The organism is Bradyrhizobium sp. 164, assembly GCF_023073715.1.
Lineage (GTDB): Bacteria > Pseudomonadota > Alphaproteobacteria > Rhizobiales > Xanthobacteraceae > Bradyrhizobium.
In genome coordinates, this window is record NZ_JADPKA010000050.1 from 40,338 (window position 1) to 54,694 (window position 14,357).

Annotated in this window: 15 protein-coding genes; 6 read left to right on the forward strand and 9 right to left on the reverse strand. The window is 63.7% G+C overall.

Annotation, left to right across the window (positions count from 1 at the left end):
* Positions 1-39: 39 nt before the first annotated feature.
* The 4 genes from IVB01_RS17475 (at position 40) to IVB01_RS17490 (ending at position 4,750) form a co-directional block, all read left to right on the forward strand.
* Complete coding sequence (locus tag IVB01_RS17475) at positions 40-1,962, forward strand: potassium transporter Kup (protein WP_247276829.1); 1,923 nt, start codon at positions 40-42, stop codon at positions 1,960-1,962.
* Positions 1,963-2,118: 156 nt separating this feature from the next.
* A complete protein-coding gene (locus IVB01_RS17480) occupies positions 2,119-2,445 on the forward strand; it encodes a rhodanese-like domain-containing protein (RefSeq protein ID WP_247276830.1) in 327 nt (108 codons plus the stop codon).
* A 7-nt stretch (positions 2,446-2,452) separates the two neighbouring features.
* Positions 2,453-3,634, forward strand: coding sequence for an aminotransferase (locus tag IVB01_RS17485; protein WP_247276831.1), 1,182 nt, complete (start codon positions 2,453-2,455; stop codon positions 3,632-3,634).
* A 3-nt stretch (positions 3,635-3,637) separates the two neighbouring features.
* Positions 3,638-4,750, forward strand: a complete 1,113-nt coding sequence (locus tag IVB01_RS17490) for a polyamine ABC transporter substrate-binding protein (RefSeq protein ID WP_247276832.1) — start codon at positions 3,638-3,640, stop codon at positions 4,748-4,750.
* A gap of 105 nt (positions 4,751-4,855) precedes the next feature.
* Here IVB01_RS17490 and IVB01_RS17495 read toward each other — a convergent pair whose 3' ends face one another.
* The 6 genes from IVB01_RS17495 to IVB01_RS17520 all read right to left on the reverse strand — a co-directional run bounded on the left by IVB01_RS17495 (position 4,856) and on the right by IVB01_RS17520 (position 9,624).
* Positions 4,856-5,788: a lipid A biosynthesis lauroyl acyltransferase gene (locus IVB01_RS17495; RefSeq protein WP_247276833.1), complete on the reverse strand. Its 933-nt coding sequence runs from the start codon at positions 5,786-5,788 to the stop codon at positions 4,856-4,858.
* Between the two features lie 8 nt (positions 5,789-5,796).
* Positions 5,797-7,074, reverse strand: a complete 1,278-nt coding sequence (locus IVB01_RS17500) for a beta-ketoacyl-ACP synthase (RefSeq protein ID WP_247276834.1) — start codon at positions 7,072-7,074, stop codon at positions 5,797-5,799.
* Between the two features lie 14 nt (positions 7,075-7,088).
* Positions 7,089-8,297 carry a beta-ketoacyl-ACP synthase gene (locus IVB01_RS17505; protein ID WP_247276835.1) on the reverse strand — a complete coding sequence of 403 codons (1,209 nt, stop codon included), beginning with the start codon at positions 8,295-8,297 and terminating at the stop codon, positions 7,089-7,091.
* Positions 8,294-8,764, reverse strand: a complete 471-nt coding sequence (locus tag IVB01_RS17510) for a 3-hydroxyacyl-ACP dehydratase FabZ family protein (protein WP_247276836.1) — start codon at positions 8,762-8,764, stop codon at positions 8,294-8,296. The genes IVB01_RS17505 and IVB01_RS17510 overlap by 4 nt, the downstream gene beginning before the upstream one ends.
* Positions 8,765-8,774: 10 nt before the next feature.
* Entirely contained in the window at positions 8,775-9,062 is a 288-nt protein-coding gene (locus IVB01_RS17515; RefSeq protein ID WP_094974763.1) for an acyl carrier protein, read from the reverse strand.
* 220 nt (positions 9,063-9,282) lie between these two features.
* A complete protein-coding gene (locus IVB01_RS17520; protein ID WP_247276837.1) occupies positions 9,283-9,624 on the reverse strand; it encodes a hypothetical protein in 342 nt (113 codons plus the stop codon).
* A gap of 319 nt (positions 9,625-9,943) precedes the next feature.
* On the opposite strand from IVB01_RS17520, the gene IVB01_RS17525 reads away from it, so the two are divergent.
* Both IVB01_RS17525 and IVB01_RS17530 read left to right on the forward strand, forming a co-directional pair.
* Positions 9,944-10,567: a ParB-like protein gene (locus tag IVB01_RS17525; protein ID WP_247494708.1), complete on the forward strand. Its 624-nt coding sequence runs from the start codon at positions 9,944-9,946 to the stop codon at positions 10,565-10,567.
* A gap of 135 nt (positions 10,568-10,702) precedes the next feature.
* The gene (locus IVB01_RS17530) at positions 10,703-10,852 is read left to right on the forward strand and encodes a hypothetical protein (RefSeq protein ID WP_247276839.1); all 150 of its coding nucleotides are present in this window, start codon (positions 10,703-10,705) and stop codon (positions 10,850-10,852) included.
* A 117-nt stretch (positions 10,853-10,969) separates the two neighbouring features.
* Here the strand turns inward: IVB01_RS17530 and IVB01_RS17535 are convergent, their stop codons facing one another.
* The 3 genes from IVB01_RS17535 to IVB01_RS17545 form a co-directional block, all read right to left on the reverse strand.
* The gene (locus tag IVB01_RS17535) at positions 10,970-11,470 is read right to left on the reverse strand and encodes an MgtC/SapB family protein (RefSeq protein ID WP_247276840.1); all 501 of its coding nucleotides are present in this window, start codon (positions 11,468-11,470) and stop codon (positions 10,970-10,972) included.
* Between the two features lie 10 nt (positions 11,471-11,480).
* Positions 11,481-12,059, reverse strand: coding sequence for a peroxidase-related enzyme (locus tag IVB01_RS17540; RefSeq protein WP_247276841.1), 579 nt, complete (start codon positions 12,057-12,059; stop codon positions 11,481-11,483).
* A 223-nt stretch (positions 12,060-12,282) separates the two neighbouring features.
* Positions 12,283-14,022: a DUF87 domain-containing protein gene (locus IVB01_RS17545; protein WP_247276842.1), complete on the reverse strand. Its 1,740-nt coding sequence runs from the start codon at positions 14,020-14,022 to the stop codon at positions 12,283-12,285.
* Between the last annotated feature and the right edge of the window lie 335 nt (positions 14,023-14,357).

Below are 14,357 nucleotides of genomic sequence, written 5' to 3' on the forward strand. Positions count from 1 at the left end.
ATTGTGCAGTGAAGCATTTTAGAGGCCACCAGGCTCTCCATGACAAGCGACGTAGCAATTTCGGCCCCGGAAACGGCGGCGGCCAATGGCGATGCCCATACCACGGCTCGTTTCGGTGCGCTGACGCTCGGTAGCATCGGTGTCGTCTATGGCGACATCGGCACCAGCCCGCTCTACGCATTCCGCGAGGCCGTGATGGCGGCTTCGGGGGCGGAGGGGCTACCAACGCCGGCGGCCGTGCTCGGGGTGCTGTCGCTGATCCTGTGGGCGCTCATCGTCGTGGTGACGCTCAAATACGTCGTGATCCTGCTCCGCGCCGACAATAATGGCGAGGGCGGCACGCTGGCGCTGATGGCGCTGGCCCAGCGCGCCGTCGGAACCGGCGGAGCGACCGTCGTCCTGCTCGGCATCATCTCCGGCGCCCTGTTCTACGGCGATGCCGTGATCACGCCCGCACTTTCGGTGCTGTCGGCGATCGAAGGCATGAAAGACGTGACGCTGCGGTTCGAGCCCTACATCGTGCCGCTGACTGTGGCGATCCTGGTCGGCCTCTTCGCCGTGCAGTCGCGCGGCACCGCCCGGGTCGCCGCCTTCTTCGGCCCGATCATGTGCGTCTGGTTTGCGGTGATCGCCGCGGCGGCGGTCCATCCGATCATCGCGCAGCCGGAAGTGCTGTACGCGCTGAATCCGCTCTACGCCGTGTCATTCATGCTTCAGCATGGCGTCATCGGCTTCGTGACCTTGGGCGCGGTGTTCCTGGCGGTCACCGGTGCCGAGGCGCTCTATGCCGACCTCGGCCATTTCGGCAAGCGGCCAATCCAAACGGCCTGGTTGTCTATCGTGCTACCATCGCTCGCGCTGAACTATCTAGGGCAGGGGGCGCTCGTCCTCAGCGATCCCGGGGCGATCGTGAGTCCGTTCTTCCAGCTCTTCCCGCAAGGTTTTATTCGCGGCAGCATGGTGGTGCTTGCCACCATGGCCACCGTGATCGCGAGCCAGGCCGTCATCACCGGCGCCTATTCGCTGACGCGGCAGGCGATCCAGCTCGGACTGCTGCCGCGCTTCGAAATTCGCCATACGTCAGAGGCCCATTCCGGCCAGATCTTCATCCCGCGCATCAACCAGCTGCTGCTGGTTGCGGTGGTGCTGCTGGTACTCCTGTTCCGATCCTCCAGCGCGCTCGCCTCGGCCTACGGCATCTCCGTCACCGGCACCATGGTGGTCACGGCGATGATGGGCTTCGTCGTGATCTGGAAGGTCTGGCGGTGGTCTGCGTTCGCCGCCGCAGCGCTCATCGTGCCGTTCCTGTTTCTCGACCTGACCTTCCTCGCCGCGAACCTGCTCAAGGTGTTCGAGGGCGGCTGGGTGCCGCTGGCGCTCGGCGCGCTCATGATCATCCTGATGTACACGTGGCGGCGGGGCAGCCGGCTGCTGTTCGACAAGTCGCGCAAGCTCGAATTCCCGCTCGCCGACCTTGTGGCGATGCTGGAGAAAAGGCCGCCGCAGCGGGTGCCCGGCACAGCCGTGTTCCTGACCTCGGACCCACTCAGCGCGCCGACGGCGCTGATGCATAGTCTGAAGCACTACAAGGTGCTGCACGAGAAGAACGTCATTCTCACTATCGACACCGCGCAGACCCCGCGCATCGACCCGGCCGACCGGGTGCGGCTGGAGCAGATCTCACCGACCTTCTCAAAGGTGACGCTGAAATTCGGCTTCATGGAATCGCCCAACGTGCCCAAGGCGCTGGCGATCGCGCGCAAGCTCGGCTGGCAGTTCGATATCATGTCGACCTCCTTCTTCCTGTCGCGGAGGGCGCTGAAGCCGGCGGCCCATTCCGGTATGCCGCGCTGGCAGGACCGGCTGTTTATCTCGCTGAGCCGCTCGGCGAACGACGCCACCGACTATTTCCAGATCCCCTCTGGCCGCGTGGTCGAGGTTGGAACGCAGGTCACGATCTAGGCAGGCAAACCAACGCTGCGCTTCAAGTCGCTGCGATTTAGCTTTAACTTGCACCGCTCAGCTCAAGCCATTGTAGCGCTTGATTTTCGTCGGCCGAGAGGCGAGGTTGCCGCCGACCGGGTGCCCCGGCCAATAGGCGCGACGTTGGAGGATGATGTGGCAAATCAGGTACAGGATCTGACCCCGGACGAGGTCTCCAAAGGTGTCGCGGAAGGCCGCTATCTGCTGGTCGACGTCCGCGAGCCGAACGAGGTCGAAGCCGAGGCCTATCCTTACGGCGTCGTGGTTCCGCTCTCGACCTTCGATCCCAAGGCGATCCCGGATCCCGAAGGCAAGCAGGTCGTGTTCGCCTGCCGATCGGGCAAGCGCTCGGTGACCGCCTCGCTCGCGGCGCAGGCGGCGGGCCTGCCTTACGACAAGCATCTGGCCGGCGGCATGCTGGGCTGGAAAGCGGCCGGTCTTCCCAGCAAGGTTGGCGGCTGAGCTCGCGATGACGACCAAGAGCTCGTCGCTAAACAAGGTCTTCGCCGACCTTCCCGTCACCATCTTCGAGGCGATGTCGCAGGCCGCGCGCGACAATGCCGCAATCAATCTCGGCCAGGGTTTTCCTGACGATCCCGGCCCCGAGGACATCCGCCGGGCCGCGGCTGATGCCTCTCTGCACGGCTACAACCAGTACCCCTCGATGATGGGCCTGCCCGAGCTGCGCCAGGCGATCGCAACCCATTACGGGCACTGGCACGGGCTCAAGCTCGATCCGATGAGCGAAGTGATGGTGACCTCCGGGGGCACCGAGGCGCTGACCTCGGCAATTCTCGCGGTGGTTCAGCCCGGCGACGAGGTGGTCTGCTTCCAGCCAGTCTATGATTCCTACCTGCCGATCATCCGACAGGCGGGCGGCACTCCGCGCCTCGTCCGACTCGAGCCGCCGCACTGGCGGCTGAATGAGGACATGCTGAAAAGCGTCTTCAATTCAAAGACCAAGGCGGTGCTGTTCAACAACCCTTTGAATCCCTCCGCGGTGGTGTATCCGCGCGAGGACCTCGAGCTGCTGGCGCGCTACTGCCAGGAGTTCGATGTCATCGCGATCTGCGACGAGGTCTGGGAGCACGTCACTTTCGACGAGCACAAGCACATCCCGCTGATCACCATCCCCGGCATGCGCGAGCGCACGATCAAGGTCGGCTCGGCCGGCAAAATCTTCTCGTTGACGGGGTGGAAGATCGGCTTCGTCTGCGCCGCGCCGCCGCTCTTGCGCGTCGCCGCCAAGGTGCACCAGTTCTTGACCTTCACCACCGCGCCGAACCTCCAGGCCGCCATCGCCTACGGCCTCGGCAAGCCCGACGACTACTTCCTGTCGATGCGCAAGGACCTGACGCGGAGCCGCGACCGTCTCACCAAAGGGCTGGAGAGCCTCGGTTTTCCTGTGCTGAGGTCGCAAGGCACCTACTTCCTCACGGTCGATCTGTCGCCGCTCGGGCTGAACGAGAGCGACACCGAGTTCTGCTGGCGGATTGTGAAGGACTACAAGGTGGCGGCGATCCCGGTGTCGGCCTTCTACGAGCAGGACCCGGTGACCTCGGTGGTGCGCTTCTGCTTTGCCAAGAAGGACGAGACGCTCGACACAGCACTCGAGCGGCTGTCGGATGCGGTGCGCGGGCGCAAGAGGTAGAAGATGACGAACGTCGGCCGCTTCAGGCTTTGCTTCGCTCTCGCAATTGCCGCAGCGCTGACGTTGCTCTCCGCCCCTGCAAGTGCGGAGGAACGGGTCGTCAACTTCTACAACTGGTCCAACTACATGGCGCCGGAGGTCCTTGAGAACTTCACCAAGGAAACCGGCATCAAGGTGGTCTACGACACCTTCGACGCCAACGAGACGCTGGAGACGCGCCTGATGGCCGGCAAGTCCGGCTACGACGTCGTGGTGCCCACCGCCTATTTCCTGCAGCGCCAGATCAAGGCCAATATTTTCCAGAAGCTCGACAAGTCGATGCTGCCTAACTTGGCCAACGCCTGGCCCGTGGTGACCGAACGCCTCGCGATCTATGATCCCGGCAATGTCTACGCCGCCAACTACATGTGGGGTACGACGGGCATCGGCTACAATGTCGCCAAGGTGAAGCAGATCCTGGGGCCGGATGCGAAGATCGACAGCTGGGACATCGTCTTCAAGCCCGAGAATTTGACCAAGTTCAAAGACTGCGGGGTGCACATGCTCGACTCCGCCGACGACATCTTTCCGGCAGCGCTGAATTATCTCGGGCTCGATCCGAACTCGACCAACCAGGCGGACCTGGAGAAGGCTGCCGACGTCGTGGCAAAAGTCCGCCCGTCCGTGCGCAAGTTTCACTCCTCCGAATACTTAAGCGCGCTCGCTACCGGCGAGATCTGCTTCGTGGTCGGCTGGTCCGGCGACATCATGCAGGCCCGCGCCCGCGCTGCGGAGGCCAAGAGTGGCATCGAGATCGGCTATGCCATTCCGAAAGAGGGTGCGCAGATGTTCTTCGACAATCTCGCGATCCTCGCGGATGCCAAGAACGTCAAGGAGGCCTACGAGCTGATCAACTATCTCTACCGCCCCGATGTTGCCGCCAAGAACTCGGACTTCCTGTCCTACGCCAACGGCAACCTCGCCAGCCAGAAACTGGTCAACCCAAAGATTTTGAACGACAAGAACATCTATCCGGACGAGGCGACGCTTTCGAAGCTCTTCGTCATCACCGCGCGCGAGCCGGCGACGCAGCGCATCATCAATAGACTCTGGACCAAGGTGAAGACGGGGCGGTGAGGAGCACACCCGTCATTGCGAGGAGCGAAGCGAAGCAATCCAGAATCTCTCCGCGGAGGCACTCTGGATTGAATCGTCGCTTCGCTCCTCGCAATGGCGGCGTAACTACCGCCACCTTCTATGCAGCCACAGCCATTGCTCCGGATGCTCGCGCACCCAGCTTTCCACCACGCTCGTGATCGCCTGGGTCGTGCCCTGGATGTCGATCTTGCCGTCGGCATCGCGCACCGGCTTGATCTCTTCGGTGAGCTCGCCGCGAAAGCGGCCGTCGGGCAGGCGGATGATGCGCACACCGTGGATCGGGCACTCGACCTGGCGCAAGAGGCGCGCCAGCATCGGGTTGGCGCGGGTCTTGCGGCCGAAGAAGGTGACCTCGACGCCGGCCGTCAGATATTGATCGATCAGCATCGCGACGTGCTTGCCGTCCTTGAGCGCCTGCGCGAGCCGCAGCGGCGCGTCGCGGCCTGCCGGGATCAACGTGCCCATGTTGACTTGGCGCATCTCCTGGATGATGCGGTCGGCGGAGGCGATGTTCGGTCGGCGATAGAGGATCGCAGTATCCAGCCCATGCGCGACGGCGGCGAGCGCCGGCAATTCCCAATTGGCCAGATGCGCGGCGAAGATCAGCGCCGGCTTGCCATCGTCGCGGATCTGGTCGAACAGCTCGATGCTGCGCGGCGACAATTCGATCCGGCTCTTCTCGGGGTGATCGCGGTCGTAGTCCCAGACATGGTCGATATGGGCGAACTCGGCGCCGACGCGGCCGAGATTGTCCCAGACGCCCATCAGGATCTGTTCGATCTCCTCTGGCGACTTCTCCGGAAATGCCGCAGTGAGGTTGGCGCGGCCGATGCGATGCTCGCGCAGACGCGGGCCGATGAGCTTTACGACGCGCGCGAAAAAGTCCGAAGTCTTGACCGGATCGAAATAGCGCGTGGTGCGCAGCAAGCCGACAGTCGCGGCGCCGATCAAGCTGCCGCCGAGCGATTTGGCAGCCTCCCGCGCGCGGGCCTTCGTGCTCGCAGTCAGCAGTGCCATGCGTCCGGTCAGGCCGGTTCGCGGGTCAGGATCAGCGAGGCGTTCTGGCCACCGAAGCCGAACGAGTTCGACATCACCGCGGTGACGCGGGCATCGCGGGCCTTGTTGCCGACGACATCGAACAGGATCGTCGGATCCGGGGTCTCGTAGTTGATCGTCGGCGGGATACGCTGATGCTCGAGCGTGAGCAGCGAGAAGATCGCCTCGACCGCACCGGCGGCCGAGATGGTGTGGCCGACCATCGACTTATTAGAGGTGACCGGAATCTTCTGCGCGAGCTCGCCGAACACTGCCGACGTCGTGTTGAACTCCATCTTGTCGTTTTCGGGCGTCGCGGTACCGTGCGCGTTGATGTGGTCGATCTGGTCCGGCGTCATGCCGGCATCGGCCAGCGTCTTGTTCATGCAGCCGATGATCGGCTTGCCGTCGGGCGAGGAGCGGGTGCGATGGAAGGAATCGGTGAGCTCGCCGCAGCCGGCGATCACGCCGAGGATCTTTGCGCCGCGCGCGGTCGCCGCCTTGTAGCTTTCCAGCACGAGCGCGCCGGCGCCTTCGGCCATGACGAAGCCATCGCGGTTCTTGGAGAAGGGGCGGGAGGCCGCCTGCGGCGGATCGTTCTGGGTCGAGAGCGCCGAGAGTAGCGAGAAGCGCACCAGCGCCTCCGGATTGACGGTACCGTCGGTCGCGACGCACAGCGCAGCGTCGGTCTCGCCACGCCGGATCGCCTCGACGCCGAGCTGGATCGAGGTCGCGCCCGACGCGCAGGCCGTCGATAGTGAGATCGGCGAACCCTTGGTGCCGAAAGTCTCGGCGAGATGCGCGGCGACCGAGCCGAACATGAAGCGGTGATGATAGTCGCTGTACTTGCCGCCGCCGGAGATGCGCAGGAGGTCGTCGTAGTTGAAGTCGGTCTTTCCGACGGCGCGGCCAAGCTCGCGCCGCTGCGGCCATTCGACCTCGACCGGCGCGACTGCGAGGAAGAGGGGACCGGGGAAATCCTCCTTGGCGCCGATGCCGGCCTGCTCGAGCGCTTCCTCCGTCACCAGCTCCGCCATCCGCTCGGAGAGGCCGGTGGAGGAGAACGGATCGACGCTGACGAAATCCACCGTACCAGCCATCGTGGTCTTCAGGCCGTCGACCGGAAAACGCGTGATAGTGCGGATGCCGGATTCGCCGGCGACCAGCTTCGCCCAATTGTCGGCCTTGCCGGCGCCGAGCGAGGTCATGATGCCCATGCCGGTGACGACGACGACGGGACGGCCGAATTTGTCGCGTGGTGCAGTCATTTCGACCCCCTGAGCTAGCTCACTGCCTCGATCAGCGCCATGCCTTCGCCGCGCCAGTGTCCGGCCCCTATCACCACGATCTGGGTGGGCGCGCCCTGCATTTCAATCTCGGTCCCGGTGGAATCATTCGGCGGGAACAATGCACCGCGCGAGATCGACAGTGCGGCCAGGGCAATTCCGAGCGGGAATTGCGTTTCCATGGTGTGGCCGAACATGGTGCCGGTCGAGCGCACCGGCAGATCCGCATGGCCCCTCAGGAAGCTGCGCTCTTCCGAGGTCGCGGGCTCGGCGCCGGTCGCGCCTGATATGATCGCGGCCTTGCCCTCGCGCTTGGGCAGCTTTTCCCAAAGCTTCTCCAGCGTCGAGGCCATGTCGCCAGGCTGCTTGCGGCGGGCAAGGTCGGCGACGACGCTGGTGAGCTTGGCGAACGGCTTTGCGCCGCGCGCCTCTGCATGCGCCTTCGACTCCAGTACCAGGAAGGCGCCGGCCGAACCGAGCGCGAAGCCGGGACGGTCCTTGCGCGCCCACACCGGAGCGAACTTGTCCTTCAGGTTGAAGTCGCCGAATTCGTAGAGGACCATCAGGTCCTTGCGTTCGCCATTGTGCGAGCCACCGACCAGCGCAATGTCGCTCTCACCCGAGGCGATGCGCGCGAGCGCAATGCGGGCGGCGTCCGCGCCCGCGACCTCTTCGCCCATGAAGGTGCGCGAAGTGCCGCCGAGACCATGGACGATGGCGATGTTGCCGGCGAGCAGGTTGGAGAGCTGGGCCAGGAACAACGTCGGCCGCAGGTCGCTCATCAGCCGTTCGTTGAGGAAGCCGGGGGCGTTGGCGCCCTTGGCCTCGGCCGTGAGCACACCGGTGTCGACGTTGAGATCGCGCTCGCCGCCGCCTGCGGCCACCACCATGTCAATCTTCGACAGGATATCCTTGTTGCCCTTGATCCCGGCGGAATCGAGCGCCAGGCCCGCGGCATAGGTGCCAATACGCTGCCAGGCTTCCATCTGGCGCTGGTCGCCCTTCTTCGGAATCTGGCTGTCGAAAGAGACCGGCATCAAGGGATGCACGATGTAGGGCGCAAAGCCCTTCTCGTCGACATTGATGCGCTTCTCCTGGAGCGCAGCCCAGTTGGCGTCGAGCCCCTCGCCGAGCGAGGTGGCAAGTCCAATGCCGGTGATCCAGACTTCCGTCTGGGCGGGCTTCGTCGCGAAGGTGTCGGTCATGGCGAAACGGCCTGTTGCGGAAAGCCGACGCGTTTGGCGATTGCGTCCATGTGTCCGCGCATATCCGCATTGGGAAAGGGAATCTGCGTGAAGGTGAGCGTCGAATTCGCGCGCAGCTTGCCGCCGACCCGGATCTTGGCTTCGGTGACCGCGTAACCCGAGCCTTGATGGGACAGGGTCGCCTCGATGCTCATGACATCACCGGGGTAGACCGAGCCGCGGACCTTGGCCTCCTTCACGGCGGCGAGGATCGGCATGCGCTCGAACTTCAGCACGCCGAGCTGAAGCCAGCCCGAAGCCTGCGCCATCGATTCGATCAGGAGCACGCCGGGCATCAGCGGATAGCCCGGGAAGTGTCCCTCGAAGATGGTGCTTGCGTTCGGAACCTGGGCCTCGACGACAATCGTCTTCTCGTCGACGTTTAAGTCGACGATCCGATCGATCATGTGGAAGTATTCGAGTTGCATGGCCGCGCGCTTAGGCGCCCGCGCCCTTGGCCGCGACGAGCTCGTCGATGCGCGCGCACAGGTTCTTCAGCACGAAATACTGCTCGGTGGTCGCCTTGCCGTCGTTGACCTCCTGGGTCCACTTTTCAAGCGGCAGCTTGATGCCGAACTGCTTGTCGATCGCGAACGCGATATCAAGAAAATCGAGGCTGTCGATGCCGAGATCATCTATGGCATGGCTATCCGGCGTGATCGTGTCGCGCGGGATGTCGCAGGTTTCAGCGATGATCGTGGCGACCTGATCGAATGTGGAAGACATCACTAAGCCTTTGATATATTGCAGGTATTTGTCAGATTCCAGAGTGGCACGGTGGGTGGGCATCGCGCCCCTGATGACGCCCTCAAACCCCCCTCTGGCCGGGTCGAAAGCCCGTATATCGGAGCGCCGCCCTGAGTTCAATGGAGCCGGCCAGGCGCGGAGACAGGGCTGGGGATGCCCGCCACGGGCCGTCCAGTGAGGGACCGCCGGCAAGGCGCGCCTAGATGTGCGGCGTCGTGATCTTGACGCAGTCGCGGCGGCCCATCAGCACGCAATCCTGAGTCCGGCGCAGGTCGGCAATACTCACGGCGAGCCAAATCCCGATCGCGGTCAGCGCGATGGTGAAGGCGAGCGCCGCGATATTGGCGAGCATGCGGTGGCGGAAATCGTCCGGTCCGGTGCGGGGCTGCTCGTAGCGCGATAGGTCGAGCGGCTCCGGCGCCGCGCGCAATGACTGCACGGTGCCGCTGCCCCGGCGAACCATGGCGGAAGGCGAGGTGCGCGGCCTGAATTGGAGCACCCGGTGCTCGTCATCAGAGCTTATGGGCCGCTGGCTTTTCATAGGGCAGGGGATCACTCCGAAGCAGCGATTTTTAAATAGCATACGTGATGAGCGCGTTGCAGAAAATCTTCTCAACGCCCAGATGCATTTCCTATTCGCACTATTTTGCATAGCGCGCCGCCAAGCGTCACGAGCCGGCCGTAAAGTGGTCAAGAATATGCGGTTGCGTTGCAATATTGGCCGGGGAACTCACGCGTGCTCTCGTCCACATCGGCTTGTGATCTGCGCGTGCAGCCCAACGCCTTTGCCGTCGCTGGGGCGATGGCATAGTCCAGGGAACCTGTTCCGCCAATCGCAACCAAGTGAGAGACCGTTCGAGATGACAAATACGCGCGAGCCGAGAGTGCACCCGGTCCCCATCCTGTCGCTGCGGCCGACGCAGATGACGGTCGGCATGCGCGAGGTCAAGGAGAAGCGCAAGCGCTGGCGCGAGCACGACAAGAAGAAGCAGGCCGACCTGCTCGGCAAGCACATGATCCCCGTCGTCTACGGCCCGGACCAGCGCTATTACGTGATCGATCATCATCATCTCGGCCGCGCATTGCACGACGAGGGCATCAAGGAGGTGCTGGTCACCATCGTCGGCGACCTCAGAATGGTCGAGCGCGAGGCGTTCTGGGGCGTCCTGGACAACAAGCGCTGGGTCTATCCCTACGACGCCAAGGGCGAAAGGCGGCCGTTCCGGGACCTGCCGAAATCGGTGGCCCACCTCAAGGATGACCCGTTCCGCAGCCTCGCCGGCGAGCTCCGCCGCATCGGCGGCTTCGCCAAGGATACGACGCCATTCTCCGAATTCCTGTGGGCCGACTATCTGCGCCGAAAACTCTCGCGCAAGCTGGTCGATGCCGATTTCGACAAGGCGCTCGAGAAGGCCATGTCCTCGGCTAGAAGCAAGGATGCGATCTATCTGCCCGGCTGGTGCGGGCCGGCGGACGAGGATTAGAGGCACATGGATACTGCACCGCAATCCGACCTCATCACAGCCTCTTGAGCGAAATCATTTTCCGCCCGCATGAAGCGGTCCTGAAATAGAGCCGTCCCATCCTTTGGGGCAATCGGGCTCACACGGGAGGCAAGAATGCGCCGTCTGGTTTTCGCTGTTGCCCTGCTCGCCCTTGCGTCAGCGGGGGTTTCGGCCTCGTTTGCGGCAGTTCACCATGCCAAGACATTGACGTTGACGTTTGCCGAGCGCTTTGCTCCGGCACTCGAGTTGATGGCAAAGCGCTAGCGGCATAGCGCTTCGTAGCCGCACGCAATGCATCACCGCGACCCCTGCTCGTACGGAGTCGCTGGACCCTGCGGCGGAAGGTGAGCGCGCGGCGAGCGCACGGCGAGCCGAAAGCGCCTAAACGCTGCTTTCAGGCTTCTGCTCGGAGGCTGTTTCATGCAGCAGTTCCTCCTGGCCACCGAGCATCCGGTGCAGCCAGCGCTCGACGCGGCGGCCGACCGTCAGCAGAACGAAGGCGAACGCCAGCGCGGCTGCGACGATCTTCCATTGTCCGGTGCCGCAGACGATGCCCAGACAGGCAGCGAGGAACGTGCAAGCCGCACTGGTCAGGCCGCTCACGCGAAAACCTTTGCTCTCGTGGACAATGACGCCGGCACCGAGGAAGCCGATCCCGGTCAGGATGCCCTGGATCACCCGGCTCGCCGCATCGGTGATTCTGCCGGGCTCGGCGAACTCGACCGCGAGCAGCACGACGGCCGCGGTGGAGAGCCCGACGATGCCGAGCGTCTTCAGTCCGATCGGCTTACCTTGCAGATCGCGGTTCAGGCCGATCGCTCCGCCGGCAAGCGTGGCGCTGCCGAGACGCAGCACGATTTCGGGCCAGTCGAGCTCGGTCATTGCCTGTCGATCACTTCTTCGGCAGTCGTCCCATCAGATAGAACTCCTCGTTCGGGCGCATGCCCGTGAAATTCGCCAGCCGATTCGAAAGTGCGAAGAAGGCGGAGATCGCAGCGATGTCCCAGATGTCGTCGTCGCTGAAGCCGTGCGGCGCGAGTGCTGCGAAATCGTCCTCTGAAATCCGCTGCGCCTCGGCCGAGACCTTCATCGCGAAGTCGAGCATCGCCTTCTGCCGCGGCGTGATGTCGGCCTTGCGGTAATTAATCGCGATCTGGTCCGCGATGAGCGGATTCTTGGCTCGAATGCGCAGGATCGCGCCATGCGCGATCACGCAATATTGGCATTGGTTGGCCGCCGAGGTCGCGACCACGATCATCTCGCGCTCGGCCGTGGTGAGGCCGCCGTCCTTCTCCATCAGTGCATCGTGATAAGCGAAGAAGGCGCGAAACTCGTCGGGACGATAGGCCAGCGTCAAGAACACGTTCGGCACGAAGCCGCTCTTCTCCTGCACGGCGAGGAGCCGCGTGCGGATGTCGTCCGGCAGCGTGTCGAGGGCGGGGGCGGGGAAGCGTTGCGCGGGCTTTGTCATTTGCACGGACTCCGGCTTGGGGGCGGCAAACATAGTCGATGCGGGCGGCCGTCTCAACGTGCTGCATATTCCGTGGGGCGCGCCCCGGACGCAGCGCAGCGCTTGTCCAGCGGTGCCCTGCAGAGCCGGGGCCCATCTTTCCGAGAGTGCGGTGCGTGTGGCGTGGGTCCCGGCCCTGCGCAGCAGCGTTGCACGCTGTAGCGCGTCCGGGACACGCGCGGCCTTACCTCAACGGCTTCTTCAGCAGCGAGAAGCGGTCGGGATCGAGGCCCATCGACGGTTGCAGCATCGGCGCTTCGAGGCTGGACAACGTCTTGGCGGGAGGGGCCGAGAACAGTGGATCGTTTGGCACGTCGCGCTGCGAGGTGGCGCCGCGCCAGCGTTCGAGCACGGCGCTGACGAAATGCATGTCGTGACCGGAGGTGACCGAGGGCACGCTGCTGATGGTGGCTTCGCCGCGCGGCAATTGATGCGGCGGCACCTCCTTGAAGCGCAGCCGCGTCGGCAGGGCGACGCCTTCCCCGAACGCCAGCACTTCGCGGGTGCCGAGCGAGGGCACGAAGGACAACAGGTTGGCGGCCGCGTCCGACACGGCGGCGCGGAGCAGCGCTTGGTCGCGCTCGTTGGCGAGACGCATCGTGAACAGCGTGTTGCACTGGGAGATGATGGTGGCGTCGAGCTCGGCCGGGCGCTGGGTGATGAGGCCGAGATAGACGCCGTATTTGCGGCCCTCTTTAGCAATGCGCGAAACAGCCTTGCGGGTCGGCCCGAAGCCGATGTTGCGGTCGGCGGAGGCGTAGCGATGCGCTTCCTCGCACACGAACAGCAGCGGCGAGACGCCGTCGCTCCACAGGCCGAAGTCGAAAGCCATGCGGCAAAGCACCGAGACGACGGAATCGATGACCTCGGCCGGGAAGCCGGCGAGCTGCATCACCGTCATCGGTTTGCCGTTGGCCGGCAGGCGGAACAAATGGCTGATCACCTCGGCCATGGTGTCGCCGCCAACATTGGCGTTGTCGAACATGAAGGCGTAGCGCGGGTCGTTGCGGACGGCCTCGATGCGCGAGATCAGTTTGTGATAGATGATGCGCGACGAGCGGTTCTCGAGCTTGCCCATGCGCTCGTCGATCAGCGAGATCAAGTCAACCAGGCGATACGGCACTGGCGTGTCGGCGGTGTAGCCGACCTGCTTGGGATCGATGCGCTTGAGACCGATGCGGTCGGCGTTCTGGTACTGGGTATAGACGCCCTTCGCGATCGGGATCACCTCGGCGAGAATGTCGAGCTCCTCAGGCACGCCCGCGCGGCCGCCGAACAGCACGTCGACGATTTCCTCGAAGTTGAACAGCCAGAACGGCAGCTTTAGATTCCGCGGATTGAGCACTAGCGCGCGATCGCCGAAGCAGCGGCCATATTCGTTGTGCACGTCGAGCAGGAAGATGCGCAGGTTCGGACGCGCCTTCAGGATCTCGTTCAGCAGCAGCGAGACGCCGGTCGATTTGCCGACGCCGGTCGATCCCAGCACCGCGAAGTGCTTGGACAGCATTTCCTCGACGTCGACATAGGCGACGACCGAGCGGTCCTGCTGGAGGAAGCCGACATTGATCTGGTCCGACCCGATCGGCGCGTAGATCGTGCGCAACTCCTGGCTCGTGATCAGGTCGACGGCATCGCCGATGGTTGGATAATTGGTGACGCCTCGCTGGAATTTCGGCTTGTCGGTGGCGTTGAGGATCTCACCAAGCAGGTCGACCGAGGCAATCGCAATGTAATTGTCGCTAGCCGACAGGTTTTCGCAGGAGACCTCGGTGATCATTGCGACGATAACCGAGTTTGCGCAGCGGATACTGACGAAGCGGCCGACGGTCGCCCGAACCTCCGAGACCGGCATCCGGCTTTCCGCCAGAAGCCCGACCCGGGCGAGCGATCCGCGAACCGAAATCACGCGTCCAAAGGATGTCACAATGAATGAACCTGGCAAGAGCAACGGGTTTGGTCCGGACTATGCGCAGCCGTCGCTGCACAAACGGTTAAGCCGCAGGCGCGGCCGCTTCGTTAAATCCGCGGCAATCCGGCCGAAAGGTGGTTTCCTATCCGCGTTGAGAGAAGAAATGGCAGGAAAAAGCTACATTGGGAGGTTCAGGAGAGCCGAAGGCGGTTAAGGAAGGCTTTACCATTGGAGGCAGTCAGGGTTCCGCCGTTCGGGAGTAATTGTTCCCGGGAGCGGCGCGCCCTCCCGTTGGAAGATGTTTGATTTGTTGACGAGACCTAATGATTTGTACATTAGTACAAATGAAC

What these genes read in the sequence shown, in the direction of transcription:
- IVB01_RS17475 (WP_247276829.1), top strand. Translation starts at nt 40, where the DNA reads ATGACAAGCGACGTAGCAATTTCGGCCCCGGAAACGGCGGCGGCCAAT.
- IVB01_RS17485 (WP_247276831.1), top strand. Translation starts at nt 2,453, where the DNA reads ATGACGACCAAGAGCTCGTCGCTAAACAAGGTCTTCGCCGACCTTCCC.
- IVB01_RS17490 (WP_247276832.1), top strand. Translation starts at nt 3,638, where the DNA reads ATGACGAACGTCGGCCGCTTCAGGCTTTGCTTCGCTCTCGCAATTGCC.
- IVB01_RS17495 (WP_247276833.1), bottom strand. Translation starts at nt 5,788, where the DNA reads ATGGCACTGCTGACTGCGAGCACGAAGGCCCGCGCGCGGGAGGCTGCC.
- IVB01_RS17500 (WP_247276834.1), bottom strand. Translation starts at nt 7,074, where the DNA reads ATGACTGCACCACGCGACAAATTCGGCCGTCCCGTCGTCGTCGTCACC.
- IVB01_RS17505 (WP_247276835.1), bottom strand. Translation starts at nt 8,297, where the DNA reads ATGACCGACACCTTCGCGACGAAGCCCGCCCAGACGGAAGTCTGGATC.
- IVB01_RS17510 (WP_247276836.1), bottom strand. Translation starts at nt 8,764, where the DNA reads ATGCAACTCGAATACTTCCACATGATCGATCGGATCGTCGACTTAAAC.
- IVB01_RS17515 (WP_094974763.1), bottom strand. Translation starts at nt 9,062, where the DNA reads ATGTCTTCCACATTCGATCAGGTCGCCACGATCATCGCTGAAACCTGC.
- IVB01_RS17520 (WP_247276837.1), bottom strand. Translation starts at nt 9,624, where the DNA reads ATGAAAAGCCAGCGGCCCATAAGCTCTGATGACGAGCACCGGGTGCTC.
- IVB01_RS17525 (WP_247494708.1), top strand. Translation starts at nt 9,944, where the DNA reads ATGACAAATACGCGCGAGCCGAGAGTGCACCCGGTCCCCATCCTGTCG.
- IVB01_RS17530 (WP_247276839.1), top strand. Translation starts at nt 10,703, where the DNA reads ATGCGCCGTCTGGTTTTCGCTGTTGCCCTGCTCGCCCTTGCGTCAGCG.
- IVB01_RS17535 (WP_247276840.1), bottom strand. Translation starts at nt 11,470, where the DNA reads ATGACCGAGCTCGACTGGCCCGAAATCGTGCTGCGTCTCGGCAGCGCC.
- IVB01_RS17540 (WP_247276841.1), bottom strand. Translation starts at nt 12,059, where the DNA reads ATGACAAAGCCCGCGCAACGCTTCCCCGCCCCCGCCCTCGACACGCTG.